Consider the following 15,330-nt stretch of genomic DNA (forward strand, 5'->3'; position numbering starts at 1 on the left):
CTCAACATGTACTTATATGATTTTATAATTTATATTTAACTGTTAATAACCTCCTAGTTATTCTGGGGTTTTGTGATGTAATCTATAATTCTCTGTGTGGAGTGTCCGTCGCAGGCGGCCATATACTGTTCGAAAAATTCGAAATAATGCTGATCAATGGAAGCGTCAAGAGCTGCTTCATCAGACAGCGTTTGAACGATATGTTCACTGTCGCGGACAAGTATGCCGGGCAGTGTAAAGTAATCCAGATAAAATCCCCGGTTGTCCACGTATTCTTTAAGATCCGGTGCAAACAGAATGATCGGAAGTTTGTAGATCATTGCGTCGAAAAGGATAGAAGAATAATCTGTGATCACTACATCAGCAACAGGGAGCAGTTCCTCAGAAGGAATGCTGCAGTTGGTTCCCTGTGTATGAAGCTGGGAATGGGGATGCAGTTTAATGATAAAGTAATGAGTATCTCTGAGGCGTTCCTGCGCCTTGAGGACATCTTCCAGTCCGCAGACCTGGGCAGAACCAGGTTTTCCGCGGAAAGTAGGAGCCCAGAGTACGATTTTTTTGTCCTGTGCTTCAGGATGCTGCCGGAAAAACTGTTCGCGGCAGTGCTGGTTGAAACTGTTGTTGAAGTACATGTCCGTCCGGCTGACGCCTACAGGGAGGATGCAATCCTCCGGAAGTTTCATGGCACTGGCAAAAGGTTTCACGCAGATTTCTGAGCTGACAGTGGCGATATTGCAGTTGGCCATTACATTGCCAACATAGTAGGATGGAATATCTGCATCCGTGTCATAACCGAATTTTTTGAAGGCTCCACATGCATGCCAAAGCTGTATTACCTGAGTTTCGCTGCGTTTTTTGCAGGAAGCTGCAGGCAGAAAATTGTCACATATGAGCACTGTTTCTGCGGACGCATATTTTTTCATAAAAGAGGTCATATTCTGAAAAACCTTCAGAGGAGAATCGGAGTTATTGTTCCAGTACATTTCGGTGATCTGAAGCTCCGGATGGGTCAGAAGCTCCTCACGGATGGCCAGCATGCTGAATGGAATCTCGCTGTGATGTGCATCAGCCAGTATCACGGTTCCGGGTATAACCGGCTTCATGGCATGGACATTATAAACAGCCGGAAGAATAAGCTGCTGGAAAAGCATTTTTATTATTTGTTTTAGCCAAAATATCATTACATATCCTCCGGTTTTCTGTTTCTGATTTATATTGCTCCTCTGATATAGAATAGCCGATATCTGTTAAAGTATAACATAATTGTTTCAGAAGTTAGTTATTTCTGTTTTCCATATTTTGCATTGATTTAATAATACCTGTGAAGTATAACATATCCTATATGGAAGCACAACGCCGGATTTCATAAGGCTTTCAGCACATCTATAAGCCGTGAATTGTCCTTTGGCATCATAATACAGAATCTGATAAATTCGCCGTCAAGACACTGGAATGAGGAGCAGTCACGGATCATAAGTCCTTGGCGGATGCAGGCCTCAAAAACATCATAGGAGGTCAGGCCTTCTTTCCGGATCCTGAGAAGGATGAAGTTGGCATAAGCCGGATAGACTTTGTAAGTTGGAACTTTTTTTAATTCGGAGATTATTCTGACACGTTCGGACAGGATCAGTTCTCTTGTGTTTCGGATGTATTCTTCATCCTGAAGCATGATTTCTCCTGCAAAAGCACCAATGCTGTTTAAGGACCATGGTGTCTGTTTCTCACGCATTTTTGAGAGGAAATCCATGTTTCCGGTGATGCCGTAGCCAAGGCGCATTCCGGGAGCAGCAAAAAATTTCGATACGCCGCGGAGTACCATGAGATTGGTGAATTCCTGTGTAAGAGGAACGGCTGTGATGGCACTGATATCAGGGGCGAATTCTACGTAAGTTTCGTCGATCATTACGAAGATATTTTTTTCCGCACAGAAGCTTATGAGCTTGCGGAGATCTTCCTGTGAAATAGCAGAAGATGTCGGATTGTTGGGATTGCAGAGAATGAGAAAATCATAGCCCTGAGTAAGCTTTTTGCAGAGATCCGGAATATCCGGCCCGAAATCATTATTCTCCTGAAGATGATAATATTCCTGTGTACTTCCTGAGAAAGAGAGTTCTCTGGAATATTCGGAGTAGGTCGGGCCAAGGATCAAAGTGTGCTTTGGTGCTCTTTCTTCAATAAGAAGGGAGATCAGTTCACTGGAACCGTTTCCTGGAAGTATAAAATCAGCCGGGATCCCGCAGTAACGGGAAATCGTATTGCGAAGAGAAGTGTATTCTCTGTCCGGATAGGAAGAAAGAAGATCAACGTGTTCTGCAATTGCTTTGCTGGCTTTCGGAGATAATCCGAGAGGGTTTACGTTGGCTCCAAATTTGACGATGTCCTCTTTTTTTAAATTATAGTAGCTGCATATTTTTTCTATATCACTTCCGTGAAAAACGGGTTTTGTATCCATTGGCTGTCACCTCATTTGGTTATTTTTTCATTACAAAAATTAATTCCAGTATACACCAGAATGCTTTTCAAAAAAAGGCAGGATAGTAATTTTCTTTTGTATCTGATAAAATAAAATTATGAATAATTATATGGAGATAATGGTTTTATAATCGCAGAAATACAGGATATCCGTGGGAAAAGGAGACAGATGATATGAAGGCAGAAGAGAAAAGAATTGCAGTGATCGGAATCGGCGGTGTTGGCGGATATGTGGCAGGAATGCTGGCGAAAGCATATCCTCATGTGACAATGGTGGCACGTGGAGCCAGAGCAGAGAGCATCCGGGAAAATGGTCTTGTGCTGCACAGTGATTATAAAGGTGAGATCATTGCAAGACCGGAACGAGTCGTTACAGTCCGCGATATGGGACAGCAGGATTATATTTTTATCTGTGTGAAAAATTACTCTCTTGCAGAGGTGTGCGAGAGTATCCGGGATATGGTTACGGATGATACGGTGATCATTCCGGTAATGAATGGTGTTGATCCGGGAGAAAATATCCGTGCCCTGATCGGAAAGGGAACGGTGGTAGACTCTCTGATCTATACAGTGGCTTTTGCAAATGAAGATTTTTCCATTTCTCAGCAGGATACATTTACATGGCTGTGCATAGGGATCAAAAATGCGGATGAGAAGCAGCGGGAGAAAGTTGCGGAAGTTGCAAAGATCTTGAAAGGTGCAGATATTGATTATAAAGATGAGGGGGATATTGAGGTAGAGATCTGGCGGAAATATATCCTTAATTGCGCGTTTAATGTGATGACTGCTTTTTATGACAATACCATCGGAGAACTGCGAAGTGATCAGGTGAAAGCACAGCAGTATGAGAGTCTTGTGTGGGAGGCTGCGAGTGTAGGACGTGCCAAGGGTGTGGCTTTGACAGATGAGCATATCAATGAGGTGATCCATAAATTCCGCCACGTGCATGCAGATAATGCCACAAGTTCTCTGCAGAGAGATTATCGAATCTGTAAGAAACAGACAGAGCTGGAGACTTTCAGCGGGTATATTGTGAAAGAGGCGAAACGGTTGGGCGTGGAGATTCCTTTATCTGAAAAAATGTATCAGGGACTGAAGGAGATTGCTGAGAAGTTCTGATGGAAAATCAGACTTTTTTGTGGTGGATTTTTTGCGGGTTTGGTACAATGTAAGTAGTATACCGGAAGGAGGAAGAAGCGATGAAGAAAATACTCGCGATCATTGGTATTGTGATCCTTATACTGGCGGGAGGCTTGGCTGTCAGCTATAATGGTCTGGCCGGAAGCAGGGAGTCTGTGGAGACGGCACAGGCTGATGTGGATACCATGCTGCAGCGCAGGGCAGATCTTATCCCGAATCTTGTCAGCACAGTAAAGAGTTATGCGAAACATGAGACGGAAGTTTTTGACAAGGTTCTGGAAGCCCGCAGCCAGCTGATGGATGCATATACTATAGAAGAGAAAGCGGAGGCAGATCAGCAGGTGGAGAGTGCACTGAATGGCCTTAAAGTTGTAGTGGAGAATTATCCGGAACTGAAGAGTGATACAACTTATGTTAGTCTTATGGATGAGCTGTCCGGAAGTGAGAATCGTATTTCCGTAGCAAGAAAAGATTATAACGATGCTGTGAAAACCTATAATACGAAGCTTGTGAAATTTCCGGGAAATATTCTGGGTTCAGCCTTGGGTTTTGAAAAGGCGGCATATTTTGAGGCCAGTGCTTCTGCCGGTGAGAACCCGGATGTAGGAGAACTGCTTGCTGAATGATAAGCTGTACTGCAATGGGGGAACAGCCTATGAAAAAAATGCGTAGATGGATGGCAGCACTTCTGTTTCTGGTGATGATGCTGTCCGGAAATGTTCTGGCAGTTTACGGTGAGATTCCGTCTGCCACGAAAGAATTTTATGTGAATGATTATGCAGGTGTTTTCAGTGATACCTGGAAAGAGACATTGTGTGAAGCAGGAAAACAGCTTCATGATGATACAACTGCCCAGCTTGTAGTGCTTACTGTTGATTCCACTGATGGGGAGGATATCAGTGATTATGCAGTTGAAGTGGGACGTAAATGGGGAATTGGATCAAAAGACAAGAATAATGGAGTTCTGGTTGTACTTTCCGTTTCTGATCGTAAAGTTTGGATCGCTGTCGGATATGGCCTGGAAGGAAAGCTGCCGGATGCGAAGACAGGACGGCTTCTGGATGAGTATGCAGTTCCTTCCTATAAAGAAGATAATTTTGAAAAAGGTACTGTGCAGCTTTATTATGCACTGTTAAATGAAATTCGTGATGAGTATGGGCTGGAAGCAGTGACAGTGCCGGAATACAAGGAAACACAGGCAGAAGCAGATGAAGAGGATGAAGGAAAACCGTGGGAAATCGCCCTGGGATTAGTACTGATCGTTCTGATCATGGCGGGGGCGTATCTGGGGTTTGTTACGATTCCTGTATTTATTTTTGTAAATCTCGTATTACTTTTGAAAGGTCTTCTTTGGAAAATCCAGGGAAAGGATATGTCGGAATACTGGAAAAAAAATTTCAGTAAGATGATAGTTCTGCATCGTTTGTTTAATTCTCTGTTTCCGCTTAGCTGGTTACTTAACCGAGGCGGAAAAGGCAGCAGTAGTGGAAGCAGTACGGATAATAACGATGACTATGATTATGACAGCAGTTATGACAGCGGAGATTCCGGTGACGGAGGAAGCTTCGGAGGTGGCGGAGCAGGACGTGATTTCTGAATTGACAAAATTTCTCAACTTTGCTATAATGACGAAAATTAATTCCGTGAGGGAGTAATTCGCGTGTAAACGTGGTTTGTCAACATACTGGTGTGCGCACCTGGCAAATCTTAAAGAATGAGACTCATGTATATTTTATTTCTATTGTGGAGATAAGGTATACGTGGGTCTTTTTTTGTCATGAGAAATATCTTCTGACCGGATACATATGAAAAGGAGAAAAAGAGATATGTTGTTATTTATGAAGGTGCTCTTTACCCAGTTTATTGCAGAAATGGGTGATAAGACACAGCTGATGCTGGTAGCGATGACTTCCAAATTTAAACTGAAAGACATTCTGCTTGGAACAGGTGTTGCAATCCTGGTTCTTAACGGACTGGCAGTTCTGGCAGGTGGTCTTGTCAGTACAGTAGTTCCTACCTGGCTGATCCGGCTGATCGCAGGTGCGGCGTTCCTGTTTTTTGCAGCAACTACTTTAAAGAGTGACGATGATGAGGAAGAGAATGTAAAGGACCGAAAAATCAAGTTCGCACCGCTTTCTGTGTTCTGTACATTTTTTGTTGCTGAGCTTGGCGATAAGACACAGCTCACAGCGATCACTTTTGGAGCAAATGAGGGATTAAGTGCTGCTGTTGTTGTATGGCTCGCCTGTTCCCTGGGACTTTTTGCTGCGGATGTGATCGGGCTTCTTATTGGTTATCTTTTGAAGAGCAAGGCACCGGAAGGAATCCTCAATACGGTTGCATTTTTTATTTTTTCCATCTTCGGAATCCTGACTCTGAGACAGGGATTCGGCCTTCTGCTTGGTGCGGAATCATCCAGAATCCTGCCGTTGACTGTGACTGTTACCGTTGTGTTTGTGATTGTCTGTCTTGTGATTTATAAGAAGCGTAAGAAGGTTGAAGTGTAAAGAAGGATAGTAATAAAGTAATACGTAAATGTATAGAAATCATTTGTAAAGACATACCTCGAAATTCCCCGGCATACACTGTAAAAAAGCGTCTTCGGAGGCTTGACAGTGAAGGATTATATAGAGGAACGTGCAGTTGAGATCGCAGGGTATATTATAGAAACAAAGGCTACGGTGAGGCAGGCGGCGAAGAAATTCGGAATCAGTAAGAGTACGGTACATATGGAAGTAATAATATAGAACGGTTCGTTTGGGTAATAGAATAAGAAAAACCAAGGAGGAACGAACCATGAAGGATTTGAAAACAAGAATTACGGAGAATGGCATTGATTATGTACTTGTCGGGGATTATTATATCCCAGACTTGAAGCTGCCGGAGGAAAAGCGATCTATCGGTAAGTGGGGACGAATGCACAGGGAGTATCTGAAAAAGCAGTGCTACGGTAGATATTCCAGTTTACTGCTGACCGGAAAACTTTGGAGCTATCTGGAGGATTTGGACGAACAAGCGGAGGAACGGTTTACGTGTATTGTTGATCAGATGAAAGCGGCTGAGGGAGTGACGGAGGAATTGAAGCGGAAAGATGCTATGCTTTGGGTACAACGGTGTAATAATATTAGAAACAGAGCAGAAGAAATTGTACTGAACGAAATGGTTTATATTTAGTATGGAGCAGTCAGCCGAAAGGCTGGCTGTTTTTCTTTTCCTAGCGACAGAAAATGATTGACAATGTTATAAGACTGTGGTAGTCTGAAAACAAGAACAGACTACTGTAGTCTTATAGGAGGCGAAACAAGTGACAGAGGAAAATATCAAACTTTTTGATTCGGAATTAAAGGTAATGGATGTTCTGTGGAAGGATGGTGACGTGCCAGCGAAATATGTTGCAGATACTTTAAACAGAGAAGTCGGCTGGAATAAAAACACAACGTATACATTGATTAAGCGGTGTATCAATAAAGGCGCGATTGAACGAACGGAACCGGGATTTATGTGCCATGCGCTTATAGCAAAAGAACAGGTACAGGATCTGGAAACAGATGAACTTATTGATAAGATATATGATGGATCTGTTGACAAGTTGTTTGCGGCACTTCTTGGCAGAAAAAAACTTTCTATGGAGCAGATTAAGAACCTGAAGCAGATCGTCAGTGAATTGGAATGAGGTGATGTATATGAGCCTGCTGCAAATGAGTTTTCTGGGAACGGTTATTATTTTACTTATTGTGGTATTAAGGGCTGTGCTTATCAACAGATTACCGAAGAAAACATTTTTGATTTTATGGTGGATTGCATTAATACGGTTATTAGTTCCATTTTCCATAAAATCAGTCACAAGTATTTATTCTCTGTTGCAGAGTATTTATTCTGATATAAACCCAGTGAGAACGGCGCAAACGACAACATTTTTACCCATTCATGGGAATATGCCTGAGATAGCAAATGGATTATCAGAGGCTATGGTACAGAGAACAGAATCCATTTCGATTTTGAGTGTAATATGGCTGGCAGGTCTGTTACTTTGTTTTGGATTTTTTGCGGTTTCCTATATAAAATGTTATCGGGAATTTCGATTTTCGCTGCCTGTTGAAAATGATATTTTGGAAGCATGGAAGGAAAAACATCCACTAAAAAGGAGTCTATCCATCCGGCAGACAGAAACCATAGCTGCACCACTTTCTTATGGTGTGATTCGCCCAGTTATTTTAATGCCGAAAAATACAGAATGGAAAAATATTTATCAGCTTCGTTATGTGTTGGAACATGAATATGTGCATATCAGACGGCTTGATATGCTTACAAAGCTGATAATGATTGCTGCAGTATGCATTCATTGGTTTAATCCTCTTGTGTGGGTAATGTATATTCTTTTTAACAGAGATTTGGAATTATCCTGTGACGAAACCGTAGTCCGTAGATTTGGAATGGATATAAAGTCGGTATATGCAACTGCTTTAATATCTATGGAAGAAAAAAAGAGCGGACTGACACCATTATGTAACAGTTTCAGTAAAAATGCGATTGAAGAGAGGATAAGAGCAATTATGAAGATAAAGAAGACATCTAAGTTTGCAGTAATTATAAGTGCAGTATTGGTAATTTGCGTGACAGGTGGATTTGCAACTTCCGCATCATCCTTGGAGAAAAAGACAGAGACAGCGCAAGAAAACGGTGAAACAACAGTTGCTTTAAACGAAGTGAATATCCGGGAAGATGAATCACTTTCAAGTTCGGATGTGGAATGGTGGACAGCAGAAGAGTATGCGAAATGGCTGGACGAGGAAAAAGAAGTTCTGCAGTCTATGATTGGTGAAAAAGCTTATACAGGCGGCGACGGATGGTTTGTATGGACACAGGAAAAGGTAGATGAGACGATTGCACTTTATGAGGATAATCTTCAAAAAATAAAAGATGGGATGAAGTTGTCGAAATCATCTGATGATGCAGTGGGAATTACAATGGCATATTCTCCGGAAAATATAGAATATGCGAAGCAGGAAGCAGAAACGGTCACCGAAAATAAAGACAGTAATGAAAATGTATTCAGCGAAGAACAGCTTTCTGAATATGCAAAAGCGGGAATAACTTACCAGAAAGAAACAGGATTTCTGATGTATGATGGAAAGACCATTGGATATTTCCGGGATGAGTTTAAGCCGGGTACTTATACAATAAGTTCCAAACGTGGAGGTACGCTTCGAGTTGAAGTGCAAAGGGAAAACTATGGCACCATCACAGACGTAAAGGCAGAACCGTTATCAGATGATTTTTGGTCAGAACCGGCAGTATTGGTTGAAAGTTCCGGCGGAGAAGCTGTAACTGCAGATGAAATGAAAGGATCTGTTTTTGAAGAAGGAGGAAGTGAGAACATAGCGGCTGATGACATGGGCGAATATAGCAGTGAAGAGGGAAAAGGTCTTAATATTGCTGTTCCACAGGAGTATGCTGATTATGGAGTATCTTGTGATGCTCAAGGAAACTGGGTTTATAATGGTAAGATTATAGCAGATTTATATGATGAGGGAAGGGGAATCTTTTCTAACAGCAACGGAACTATGTACATTGAAGTAACGAGAGACAAAAGTGGAAAGATCAGCAGCTTTCAAAAAGTAAGCAAAAATAGAATGCAGGAATTATTTACTGAATTTAATCCGGAAGCGGAAACATTTGATGGATATACTTCAGAGGCGAAACATTAAGTTAGTATTAAATGAAACGAGGACGATTAGGTGGGAAAAATATTGCTGGTATCATTCGAGGGAGCTGAGGAAGATTTGGTAAATTCTGTTATTTCTGTGTTAGATTCCGGCAGAGAGAAATTTCTTTTTCAGGAAATACAATTTCAATCGAAAATATGGCATAAGGGTATAGCGATTGATTTGAAACGGAGAGAAGTCGTTCGTGATAATAGAAAAATAGAATTAACTTACACCGAGTTTGAAATCCTGCAGTTATTAGCACAAAATCCAGGAAGAGTATTTAGTAAAGAACAGATTTATGATATAGTCTGGAAAGAATCCTATTTTGGCGATTACAATATAGTAATGAGCCATATCAGTCATATTCGTGAGAAAATAGAAGATGATCCGGGTAACCCGGTATATATTCAAACCGTCTGGGGTGTAGGATACAAGTTCAATGAGAAGGCAGGCAGCGAGTAAATTCGCTGCCTTTCCTTTACAGGGATGGATTCAGATTTTGCTGAGTTTTAAGATAATATTGCTCTGCTGATACAACCAGTCTGTGAATTCTGTCGGACTGGTTGCTCCTGCCTTTACAGCTTTCTTACGCTGCAGAGCTTCTTTCTTAAAAAGGTCAAACGCATTTTTCATTTCTTCCAGGCGTTCAATCGGAAAATTAGCAGTTTTTTGGGACTTATTGATTTTATTACGCCAATTCTGGCATTCATTTTTATAAAGCAGATCATAGTTATTTTCTCTGGCTCGTTCATCAAACTCCCTTTTGTTTTGAAGTGCCTGTGCTTTACGGCACTTATCACTGCACAGTTCATAACGCTGGCTTTTTGCCAGAAAATATTTTCCACAGACTTTGCACTGACGGAAACAAAGGCCCCAGTCATTCAGTCGATTCAAGTAATAAGTGATAAGCGGATAAAAAGAGCTATAGGCAGCTACGCATTCTGTTCTGCGCCTATTATCCGGAAACCAAAGTTCAAGTCGAGTGATTTCAGCAGGAGTGTTGCGGAAATAAAGACTGCCAGTATGAAAACGTTCTGGTTTTCCGGTATCAGAATTAAAATTCATGACATTTTCTGTTTGGAATGCCTGAGTCAAAATTTGGATTTTTTCTATAAAACGATCACAGGCAGTATTACGGTCACGATATTCCCTTGTAACAAGATATTCATTCCAAATACGGAATGTAGCATACATTCTCACCGGATCACCGGTGAGATATTTTTTTGCCAGAAAATCACCAGCAGTCTGTTCCAGTGCAGGCTGTTTCCAACGGTTAGTGTGCAATGCATCACGTAGGGGAGCAAGTCCATATATATTCCAGTTCTTTTCTTTATCATATTCAAAATCTATCAGAAAACGTCCTAGAGGACGTGTTATATCATATATGACATCGTTATCTTTATTTCCGTCCAGTCGAAAACGGATTTGCTGTTCCGTTCCGATTAAAATTCGCTCCTTCATTTTGTCTCTATCCAATGCCAGAACGAAGAGGATGTGGTCGTAGCAAGGTTCTTGCCTTATAAATTGATAAGCCATTTCTATTTGCTCCTGTTTTGTATGGTAATTTTAAAAAATATAATATTAGTTACATTTATGGTATCGCGAAAGTATTGAAAAGTCAAGATGAGATTGATAAGATACGATTGAATGGTAATTTCGTACTATGCAGTGTACTTTGACAACTTTATGACCGTCTAACCTGAGATAAACCGCCATGACCTTCGATAAAAGAAGTGAGCGCATCCGAATGGATGACGTGTTGTATGCCTTGACAGCAGTATGACTCAGGAAACAGGAAAGAGAAAACGGCAATGAGAAGCTAAAAAAATGAGATCAAAAATGGAGGAACAACATGAGTGAAAATAAGAGATTAAACAATTATGATGAACTGCCTCTTGTACTGGATGTGGCTGATATTCAGCGGATTATGGGGATTTCCAGAGTAACGGCTTATGAACTGGTTCATACACCCGGTTTTCCGGCATTTCGAAGCGGCAGATTAATTAAGGTTAGTAAAATTGCTTTTTTCGAATGGATGGCAAAGGGGAATGGAAGGGTGCCGGAGAATAGTAACTAAATCTGGAGCAGAGCGGAGAGCGAAGTCTTTTGTGCAGGTTAAGGGCGGCAGCCATTGCCCAGTGAGTTGATGCGTGCGTCTACTCATACTGGGTATTACCTGACGCAAATTCACGCAGGTTTGCAGCTTCGCTGCCTTATTTAATTTGGAAAAACGTGAAAAAGGAGGGCAAGAAAATTATTGAAAGCAACAAGACACAATGGACGCTCCGGGAAAAATGGCACTTATAATCCCAGGCATAATGATCGCCGTTTCGACTTGGAAAACAGTGAACATATTGATGCTGGAAGAGTCAGAGAAAATATTTACTGGGACTGTTACCGTGGCTATACCACAATGCAGAACAGGGAAGAAGATTCTCAGGATATCAGTTTTGAGAAAATTGAATGTACTTTTTATCAGGAACATTATGGAAAATATATAGAAGCGCAGAATGAAAGAAATGCAAGAACCCGTCATACAGAGCGTAACCGATCTGTGGAAGATTTACTAAAGAACAATAAAACCTGTCCAGAGGAAACTATTTTTCAAATAGGAACAGTAGAAGAATCTGTTTCCTATGAAATATTACTTGCGGTCGTACAGGACTTTACAAAGCAGTTCACAAATCGGTTCGGTTCTCATGTCCATATTCTGGACTGGGCACTGCATTTGGACGAAGGAACGCCGCACATTCATGAACGTCATGTTTTTGATTGTGAGAATAAGTACGGGGAAATCTGTCCCCAGCAGGAAAAAGCACTGGAAGAATTAGGGATTGCACTTCCAAAACCGGATAAACCTAAAGGCCGCAATAATAATCGAAAGCAGACTTTTGATGCTATTTGCCGGACAATGCTTTTTGATATAACTCGAAAATACGGGTTGCATCTGGAAGAAGAACCGTCTTATGGAGGGCGAGATTATCTTGAAAAGCAGGATTATATCCTGTTTAAGCAAAAGGAACAGATGAAAAACCAGACAGAAATACTGGATACACTTACTTTGAAAATTGAAGAAGTAGAAGCTTTGATCGATGAAGTTTCAGATATTGCTTACGACAAAGCTGTGGAGGTTGTGACGGATGAGGTCAGAGTGGAAACCCATAAAGAAGACATTCGTCTGGTAGAACAGTCAAAGGCGTGGGTGCTTTCCCCTGAGCGCAAGGCTTCCCAAAAAGAAAGAACTTATGCTGTAAGTCGATTGGACGGAGTAATTACCAAAATTACAAAAGCTATGCAGACAGCAGTTAAAACAATCCAGACCACGCTGATAAAACCGGAAGTCAAAAAGGTGAATACCGAACAGATTAAGAAAAAAGCCAGAAGTTCCATTCTGGATAGGCTGGCAAAAGCAAAAATTACTGCGGAACAGGAGAACCGAGAGCGATGGGAACACGAAGGAAGAACTAAATTGGGAAGGAACGATATGGAGTTGTGATGTAAAGAAAAGAGGAAAAGGATGAATATATTTGAAGCAGTTAAACAGTCTGTGACTACCCGGCAGGCTGCAGAAAGCTATGGAATACGGGTAAACAAGAATGGAATGGCGGTCTGTCCATTTCACCGTGACAAGAATCCAAGCATGAAAGTGGACAGGCGTTTTCATTGTTTCGGATGTCAGGCAGATGGGGATGTGATTGATTTTACGGCACACTTGTACAATTTAAAACCAAAAGAGGCGGCAGAGAAATTGGCAAGAGATTTTTCTATACATTATGAGAACATGGGGCACAGCCCGCCACAGAGAAAACAAATCAAACGACAGCTAACACAGGAACAGAGGTATCTGCAGGCAGAAAATAGATATTTCCGTGCACTGGCAGATTACCTGCATTTGTTGAAACAGTGGAAAGAAGAGTGTGCTCCGAAACAGGTGGAAGATGTCTGGCATCCGCTGTTTATGGAGGCATTGGAAAAAATATCAGAAACAGAGTACCTGTTGGATACATTATTATCAGGCACATTAGAAGAACGAGTTGCCGTAGTGGTGGCTCATGGGAAGGAGGTGACAGCGATTGAACAGAGAATTTCAGACTTTATCACCACAGACACGACAGGAATTGTGCGAAGTAATGGATATAATGGAAACGGAGTTGACAGTAGAGGAAATCAGAGAACAACTGGAAATGACACAGAAGGGTGCTGTGAAAAACAATCGGCATAACTGTAAGCTAATTTTAGAACATGATCCTCTGTTAAAAGATGTATTCCGGCACAATATTTTGACTGAGCAGACAGACATTGTAAAACCCGTGTGGTGGGAACGGATAAGCCCGGCATTCACAGATATGGATTTGAACTATATTATGCTTTATTTGGAAGAGACTTACGGTCTGACGATGGATAAGATTGTGCAGAAAAGTATTGTCCATCAGGCAGATCGGAACAAATATCACCCTGTCCGGGATTATTTGAACAGTCTGCAATGGGATGGGCAGGAACGTATCCGCTATGTGCTGCATCATTTTCTTGGTGCACCTGTGGATGAGTTGACCTATGAAAGTATGAAAATGTTTTTGCTGGGAGCTATTGCCCGTGCGTTCCGCCCCGGAATTAAGTTTGAATATATGCTCTGTCTGGTCGGGGGTCAGGGCGTGGGAAAATCTACATTTTTTCGTTTCATGGCAGTAAAGGATGACTGGTTCACTGATGACATCGGCAAACTGGATTCGGAAAAAGTTTATTGTCAGCTTCGTGGTCATTGGATGATTGAAATGTCTGAAATGGTCGCAACGGCACGCTCTAAGAGTATTGAGGAAACAAAGAGCTTTCTGAGCAGGCAGAAAGAGACTTATCGGGATTCTTATGCAGTATATGCTCTTGATCGTCCGAGGCAATGTGTATTTGGAGGAACATCCAATATTAAGCGATTCCTGCCGTTTGACCGTACCGGAAATCGAAGATTCGTTCCGGTTCAGACGAACCGGGCAGAGATGGAGGTTCATATCCTCGAAAATGAGAAGGAATCCAGACAGTATATTGATCAGGTGTGGGCGGAAGCAATGATGTTGTACCGTAATGGAAATTTTAAACTGGCGTTTTCAAAGGAAACAGAAACACAGCTTGATAAACTGCGGCAGGAGTTCATGGCGGATGATACGGAAGCCGGAATGATACAGGCATGGCTGGATGAACATGAAGACAGAAAAGTCTGTTCATTGATGCTTTTTAAAGAGGCACTGGACAATCCTTATGTAAAGCCGAAGAAGGCGGAGACAGACCGCATCTGTGAAATCATGAATACAAGCATTGTGGGTTGGAAACAGGGGACGATGACAAGATTCAAGGATTACGGTACACAGCGTTCGTGGGTATGTGTAAACGAAAACTGTAAACGAGACGCAAAAGACTTAAAAAATGAAAATGACTGGCATCCGATTACTGAGAAGGAAGCCCGGCAGGTGGAGTTACCTTTCCAGTAAAATGCCAGTCAGGTTTACGGTAGTTGGCGTGTTGTTTACACTTTTTTCTATGGATATTGCTTTGACTTGTAGAATTTGTAAACAGTAAACAGATATATAAGAGTAATTTGGTATTGAGGAAAGAAAACTGAAAAAACAAAAAGAATTAGATTTTTTGGAGTTTGTTTACAGCGGTGGTTTACAACAGGGATGCCCCTTTGACCGGCATCTATTTAAGTTGAACAGGAATGGCATTTGGCAGGACTATTTCAAAAAACATTTTCATAGTTATGGACAAAGACATACGGGAGGAGGTGGAAATTCCGCTATGAAAAAGAGAAAACTTAATTATCGATTCCATAATCCAAACACTGCGGAAGTAACCGCCGACTATCTGTTAAAGATATTGATTGAAGCAAATGCAAGTAAGGTGGAACAGGCAATACAAGAAGCAGCGGATGAGCTTCCCAATGAACCAAAACATGATGGAGGGTGTCCTGCGTAGCGCGTGGGATGCCTTTTATTTTTTTGCTATTGCTTGTGTTCTGTCT

Annotated in this window: 16 protein-coding genes and 1 pseudogene; 14 read left to right on the top strand and 3 right to left on the bottom strand. The window is 41.6% G+C overall.

All coding sequences use genetic code 11. From position 1 onward, the window contains the following. Positions 1-53: 53 nt before the first annotated feature. Together HFM85_RS05995 and HFM85_RS06000 are read right to left on the bottom strand one after the other, a co-directional pair. Complete coding sequence (locus HFM85_RS05995) at positions 54-1,181, bottom strand: CDP-glycerol glycerophosphotransferase family protein (RefSeq protein WP_173739075.1); 1,128 nt, start codon at positions 1,179-1,181, stop codon at positions 54-56. 182 nt (positions 1,182-1,363) lie between these two features. Further along, positions 1,364-2,452 (bottom strand): pyridoxal phosphate-dependent aminotransferase, encoded by a 1,089-nt coding sequence (locus tag HFM85_RS06000; protein ID WP_173739074.1) that lies wholly within the window; start codon positions 2,450-2,452, stop codon positions 1,364-1,366. A 194-nt stretch (positions 2,453-2,646) separates the two neighbouring features. On the opposite strand from HFM85_RS06000, the gene HFM85_RS06005 reads away from it, so the two are divergent. The 9 genes and pseudogenes from HFM85_RS06005 (at position 2,647) to HFM85_RS06045 (ending at position 9,782) form a co-directional block, all read left to right on the top strand. Next, positions 2,647-3,591, top strand: coding sequence for a ketopantoate reductase family protein (locus HFM85_RS06005; RefSeq protein WP_173739073.1), 945 nt, complete (start codon positions 2,647-2,649; stop codon positions 3,589-3,591). Positions 3,592-3,671: 80 nt separating this feature from the next. Continuing rightward, entirely contained in the window at positions 3,672-4,238 is a 567-nt protein-coding gene (locus tag HFM85_RS06010) for a LemA family protein (protein WP_173739072.1), read from the top strand. Beyond that, the gene (locus HFM85_RS06015; RefSeq protein WP_173739071.1) at positions 4,235-5,209 is read left to right on the top strand and encodes a TPM domain-containing protein; all 975 of its coding nucleotides are present in this window, start codon (positions 4,235-4,237) and stop codon (positions 5,207-5,209) included. Before HFM85_RS06010 ends, HFM85_RS06015 begins: the two co-directional genes overlap by 4 nt. Positions 5,210-5,438: 229 nt before the next feature. Then, positions 5,439-6,119: a TMEM165/GDT1 family protein gene (locus tag HFM85_RS06020; RefSeq protein WP_173739070.1), complete on the top strand. Its 681-nt coding sequence runs from the start codon at positions 5,439-5,441 to the stop codon at positions 6,117-6,119. 108 nt (positions 6,120-6,227) lie between these two features. Beyond that, positions 6,228-6,350: pseudogene (locus HFM85_RS06025) on the top strand (sporulation transcriptional regulator SpoIIID); the annotation flags it as partial. 58 nt (positions 6,351-6,408) lie between these two features. After that, on the top strand, positions 6,409-6,786 hold the full coding sequence (locus HFM85_RS06030) for a TnpV protein (protein ID WP_008707145.1): 378 nt from the start codon (positions 6,409-6,411) through the stop codon (positions 6,784-6,786). 175 nt (positions 6,787-6,961) lie between these two features. Next, positions 6,962-7,285, top strand: coding sequence for a BlaI/MecI/CopY family transcriptional regulator (locus HFM85_RS06035; protein ID WP_044951768.1), 324 nt, complete (start codon positions 6,962-6,964; stop codon positions 7,283-7,285). Next, positions 7,272-9,320, top strand: coding sequence for a M56 family metallopeptidase (locus HFM85_RS06040; RefSeq protein WP_243119273.1), 2,049 nt, complete (start codon positions 7,272-7,274; stop codon positions 9,318-9,320). The genes HFM85_RS06035 and HFM85_RS06040 overlap by 14 nt, the downstream gene beginning before the upstream one ends. Before the next feature lie 30 nt (positions 9,321-9,350). Further along, positions 9,351-9,782: a winged helix-turn-helix domain-containing protein gene (locus HFM85_RS06045; protein WP_020993285.1), complete on the top strand. Its 432-nt coding sequence runs from the start codon at positions 9,351-9,353 to the stop codon at positions 9,780-9,782. A gap of 30 nt (positions 9,783-9,812) precedes the next feature. Here the strand turns inward: HFM85_RS06045 and HFM85_RS06050 are convergent, their stop codons facing one another. After that, a complete protein-coding gene (locus HFM85_RS06050) occupies positions 9,813-10,856 on the bottom strand; it encodes a DUF6076 domain-containing protein (RefSeq protein ID WP_025577902.1) in 1,044 nt (347 codons plus the stop codon). 316 nt (positions 10,857-11,172) lie between these two features. Here HFM85_RS06050 and HFM85_RS06055 point away from each other — a divergent pair, with 316 nt between their 5' ends. The 5 genes from HFM85_RS06055 to HFM85_RS06075 all read left to right on the top strand — a co-directional run bounded on the left by HFM85_RS06055 (position 11,173) and on the right by HFM85_RS06075 (position 15,284). Beyond that, positions 11,173-11,397: a helix-turn-helix domain-containing protein gene (locus tag HFM85_RS06055; RefSeq protein ID WP_008707138.1), complete on the top strand. Its 225-nt coding sequence runs from the start codon at positions 11,173-11,175 to the stop codon at positions 11,395-11,397. 180 nt (positions 11,398-11,577) lie between these two features. Further along, on the top strand, positions 11,578-12,816 hold the full coding sequence (locus tag HFM85_RS06060; RefSeq protein WP_008707136.1) for a hypothetical protein: 1,239 nt from the start codon (positions 11,578-11,580) through the stop codon (positions 12,814-12,816). A gap of 21 nt (positions 12,817-12,837) precedes the next feature. Then, complete coding sequence (locus HFM85_RS06065) at positions 12,838-13,542, top strand: CHC2 zinc finger domain-containing protein (protein ID WP_008707134.1); 705 nt, start codon at positions 12,838-12,840, stop codon at positions 13,540-13,542. Further along, the gene (locus HFM85_RS06070; protein ID WP_008707132.1) at positions 13,451-14,800 is read left to right on the top strand and encodes a virulence-associated E family protein; all 1,350 of its coding nucleotides are present in this window, start codon (positions 13,451-13,453) and stop codon (positions 14,798-14,800) included. The genes HFM85_RS06065 and HFM85_RS06070 overlap by 92 nt, the downstream gene beginning before the upstream one ends. Before the next feature lie 307 nt (positions 14,801-15,107). Beyond that, positions 15,108-15,284: a hypothetical protein gene (locus tag HFM85_RS06075; RefSeq protein ID WP_171030313.1), complete on the top strand. Its 177-nt coding sequence runs from the start codon at positions 15,108-15,110 to the stop codon at positions 15,282-15,284. The last annotated feature ends 46 nt before the right edge of the window (positions 15,285-15,330 follow it).

The sequence above is a fragment of the Blautia schinkii genome, from assembly GCF_013304825.1.
GTDB lineage: Bacteria > Bacillota > Clostridia > Lachnospirales > Lachnospiraceae > Blautia_A > Blautia_A schinkii_B.

Bases quoted from the DNA above. Each gene is read 5' to 3' on its own strand.
- HFM85_RS06065 (WP_008707134.1), top strand. From the start codon at position 12,838: ATGAATATATTTGAAGCAGTTAAACAGTCTGTGACTACCCGGCAGGCT.
- HFM85_RS06005 (WP_173739073.1), top strand. From the start codon at position 2,647: ATGAAGGCAGAAGAGAAAAGAATTGCAGTGATCGGAATCGGCGGTGTT.
- HFM85_RS06075 (WP_171030313.1), top strand. From the start codon at position 15,108: ATGAAAAAGAGAAAACTTAATTATCGATTCCATAATCCAAACACTGCG.
- HFM85_RS06010 (WP_173739072.1), top strand. From the start codon at position 3,672: ATGAAGAAAATACTCGCGATCATTGGTATTGTGATCCTTATACTGGCG.
- HFM85_RS06050 (WP_025577902.1), bottom strand. From the start codon at position 10,856: ATGGCTTATCAATTTATAAGGCAAGAACCTTGCTACGACCACATCCTC.
- HFM85_RS06055 (WP_008707138.1), top strand. From the start codon at position 11,173: ATGAGTGAAAATAAGAGATTAAACAATTATGATGAACTGCCTCTTGTA.
- HFM85_RS05995 (WP_173739075.1), bottom strand. From the start codon at position 1,181: ATGATATTTTGGCTAAAACAAATAATAAAAATGCTTTTCCAGCAGCTT.
- HFM85_RS06020 (WP_173739070.1), top strand. From the start codon at position 5,439: ATGTTGTTATTTATGAAGGTGCTCTTTACCCAGTTTATTGCAGAAATG.
- HFM85_RS06030 (WP_008707145.1), top strand. From the start codon at position 6,409: ATGAAGGATTTGAAAACAAGAATTACGGAGAATGGCATTGATTATGTA.
- HFM85_RS06070 (WP_008707132.1), top strand. From the start codon at position 13,451: ATGGATATAATGGAAACGGAGTTGACAGTAGAGGAAATCAGAGAACAA.
- HFM85_RS06015 (WP_173739071.1), top strand. From the start codon at position 4,235: ATGATAAGCTGTACTGCAATGGGGGAACAGCCTATGAAAAAAATGCGT.
- HFM85_RS06000 (WP_173739074.1), bottom strand. From the start codon at position 2,452: ATGGATACAAAACCCGTTTTTCACGGAAGTGATATAGAAAAAATATGC.
- HFM85_RS06035 (WP_044951768.1), top strand. From the start codon at position 6,962: ATGGATGTTCTGTGGAAGGATGGTGACGTGCCAGCGAAATATGTTGCA.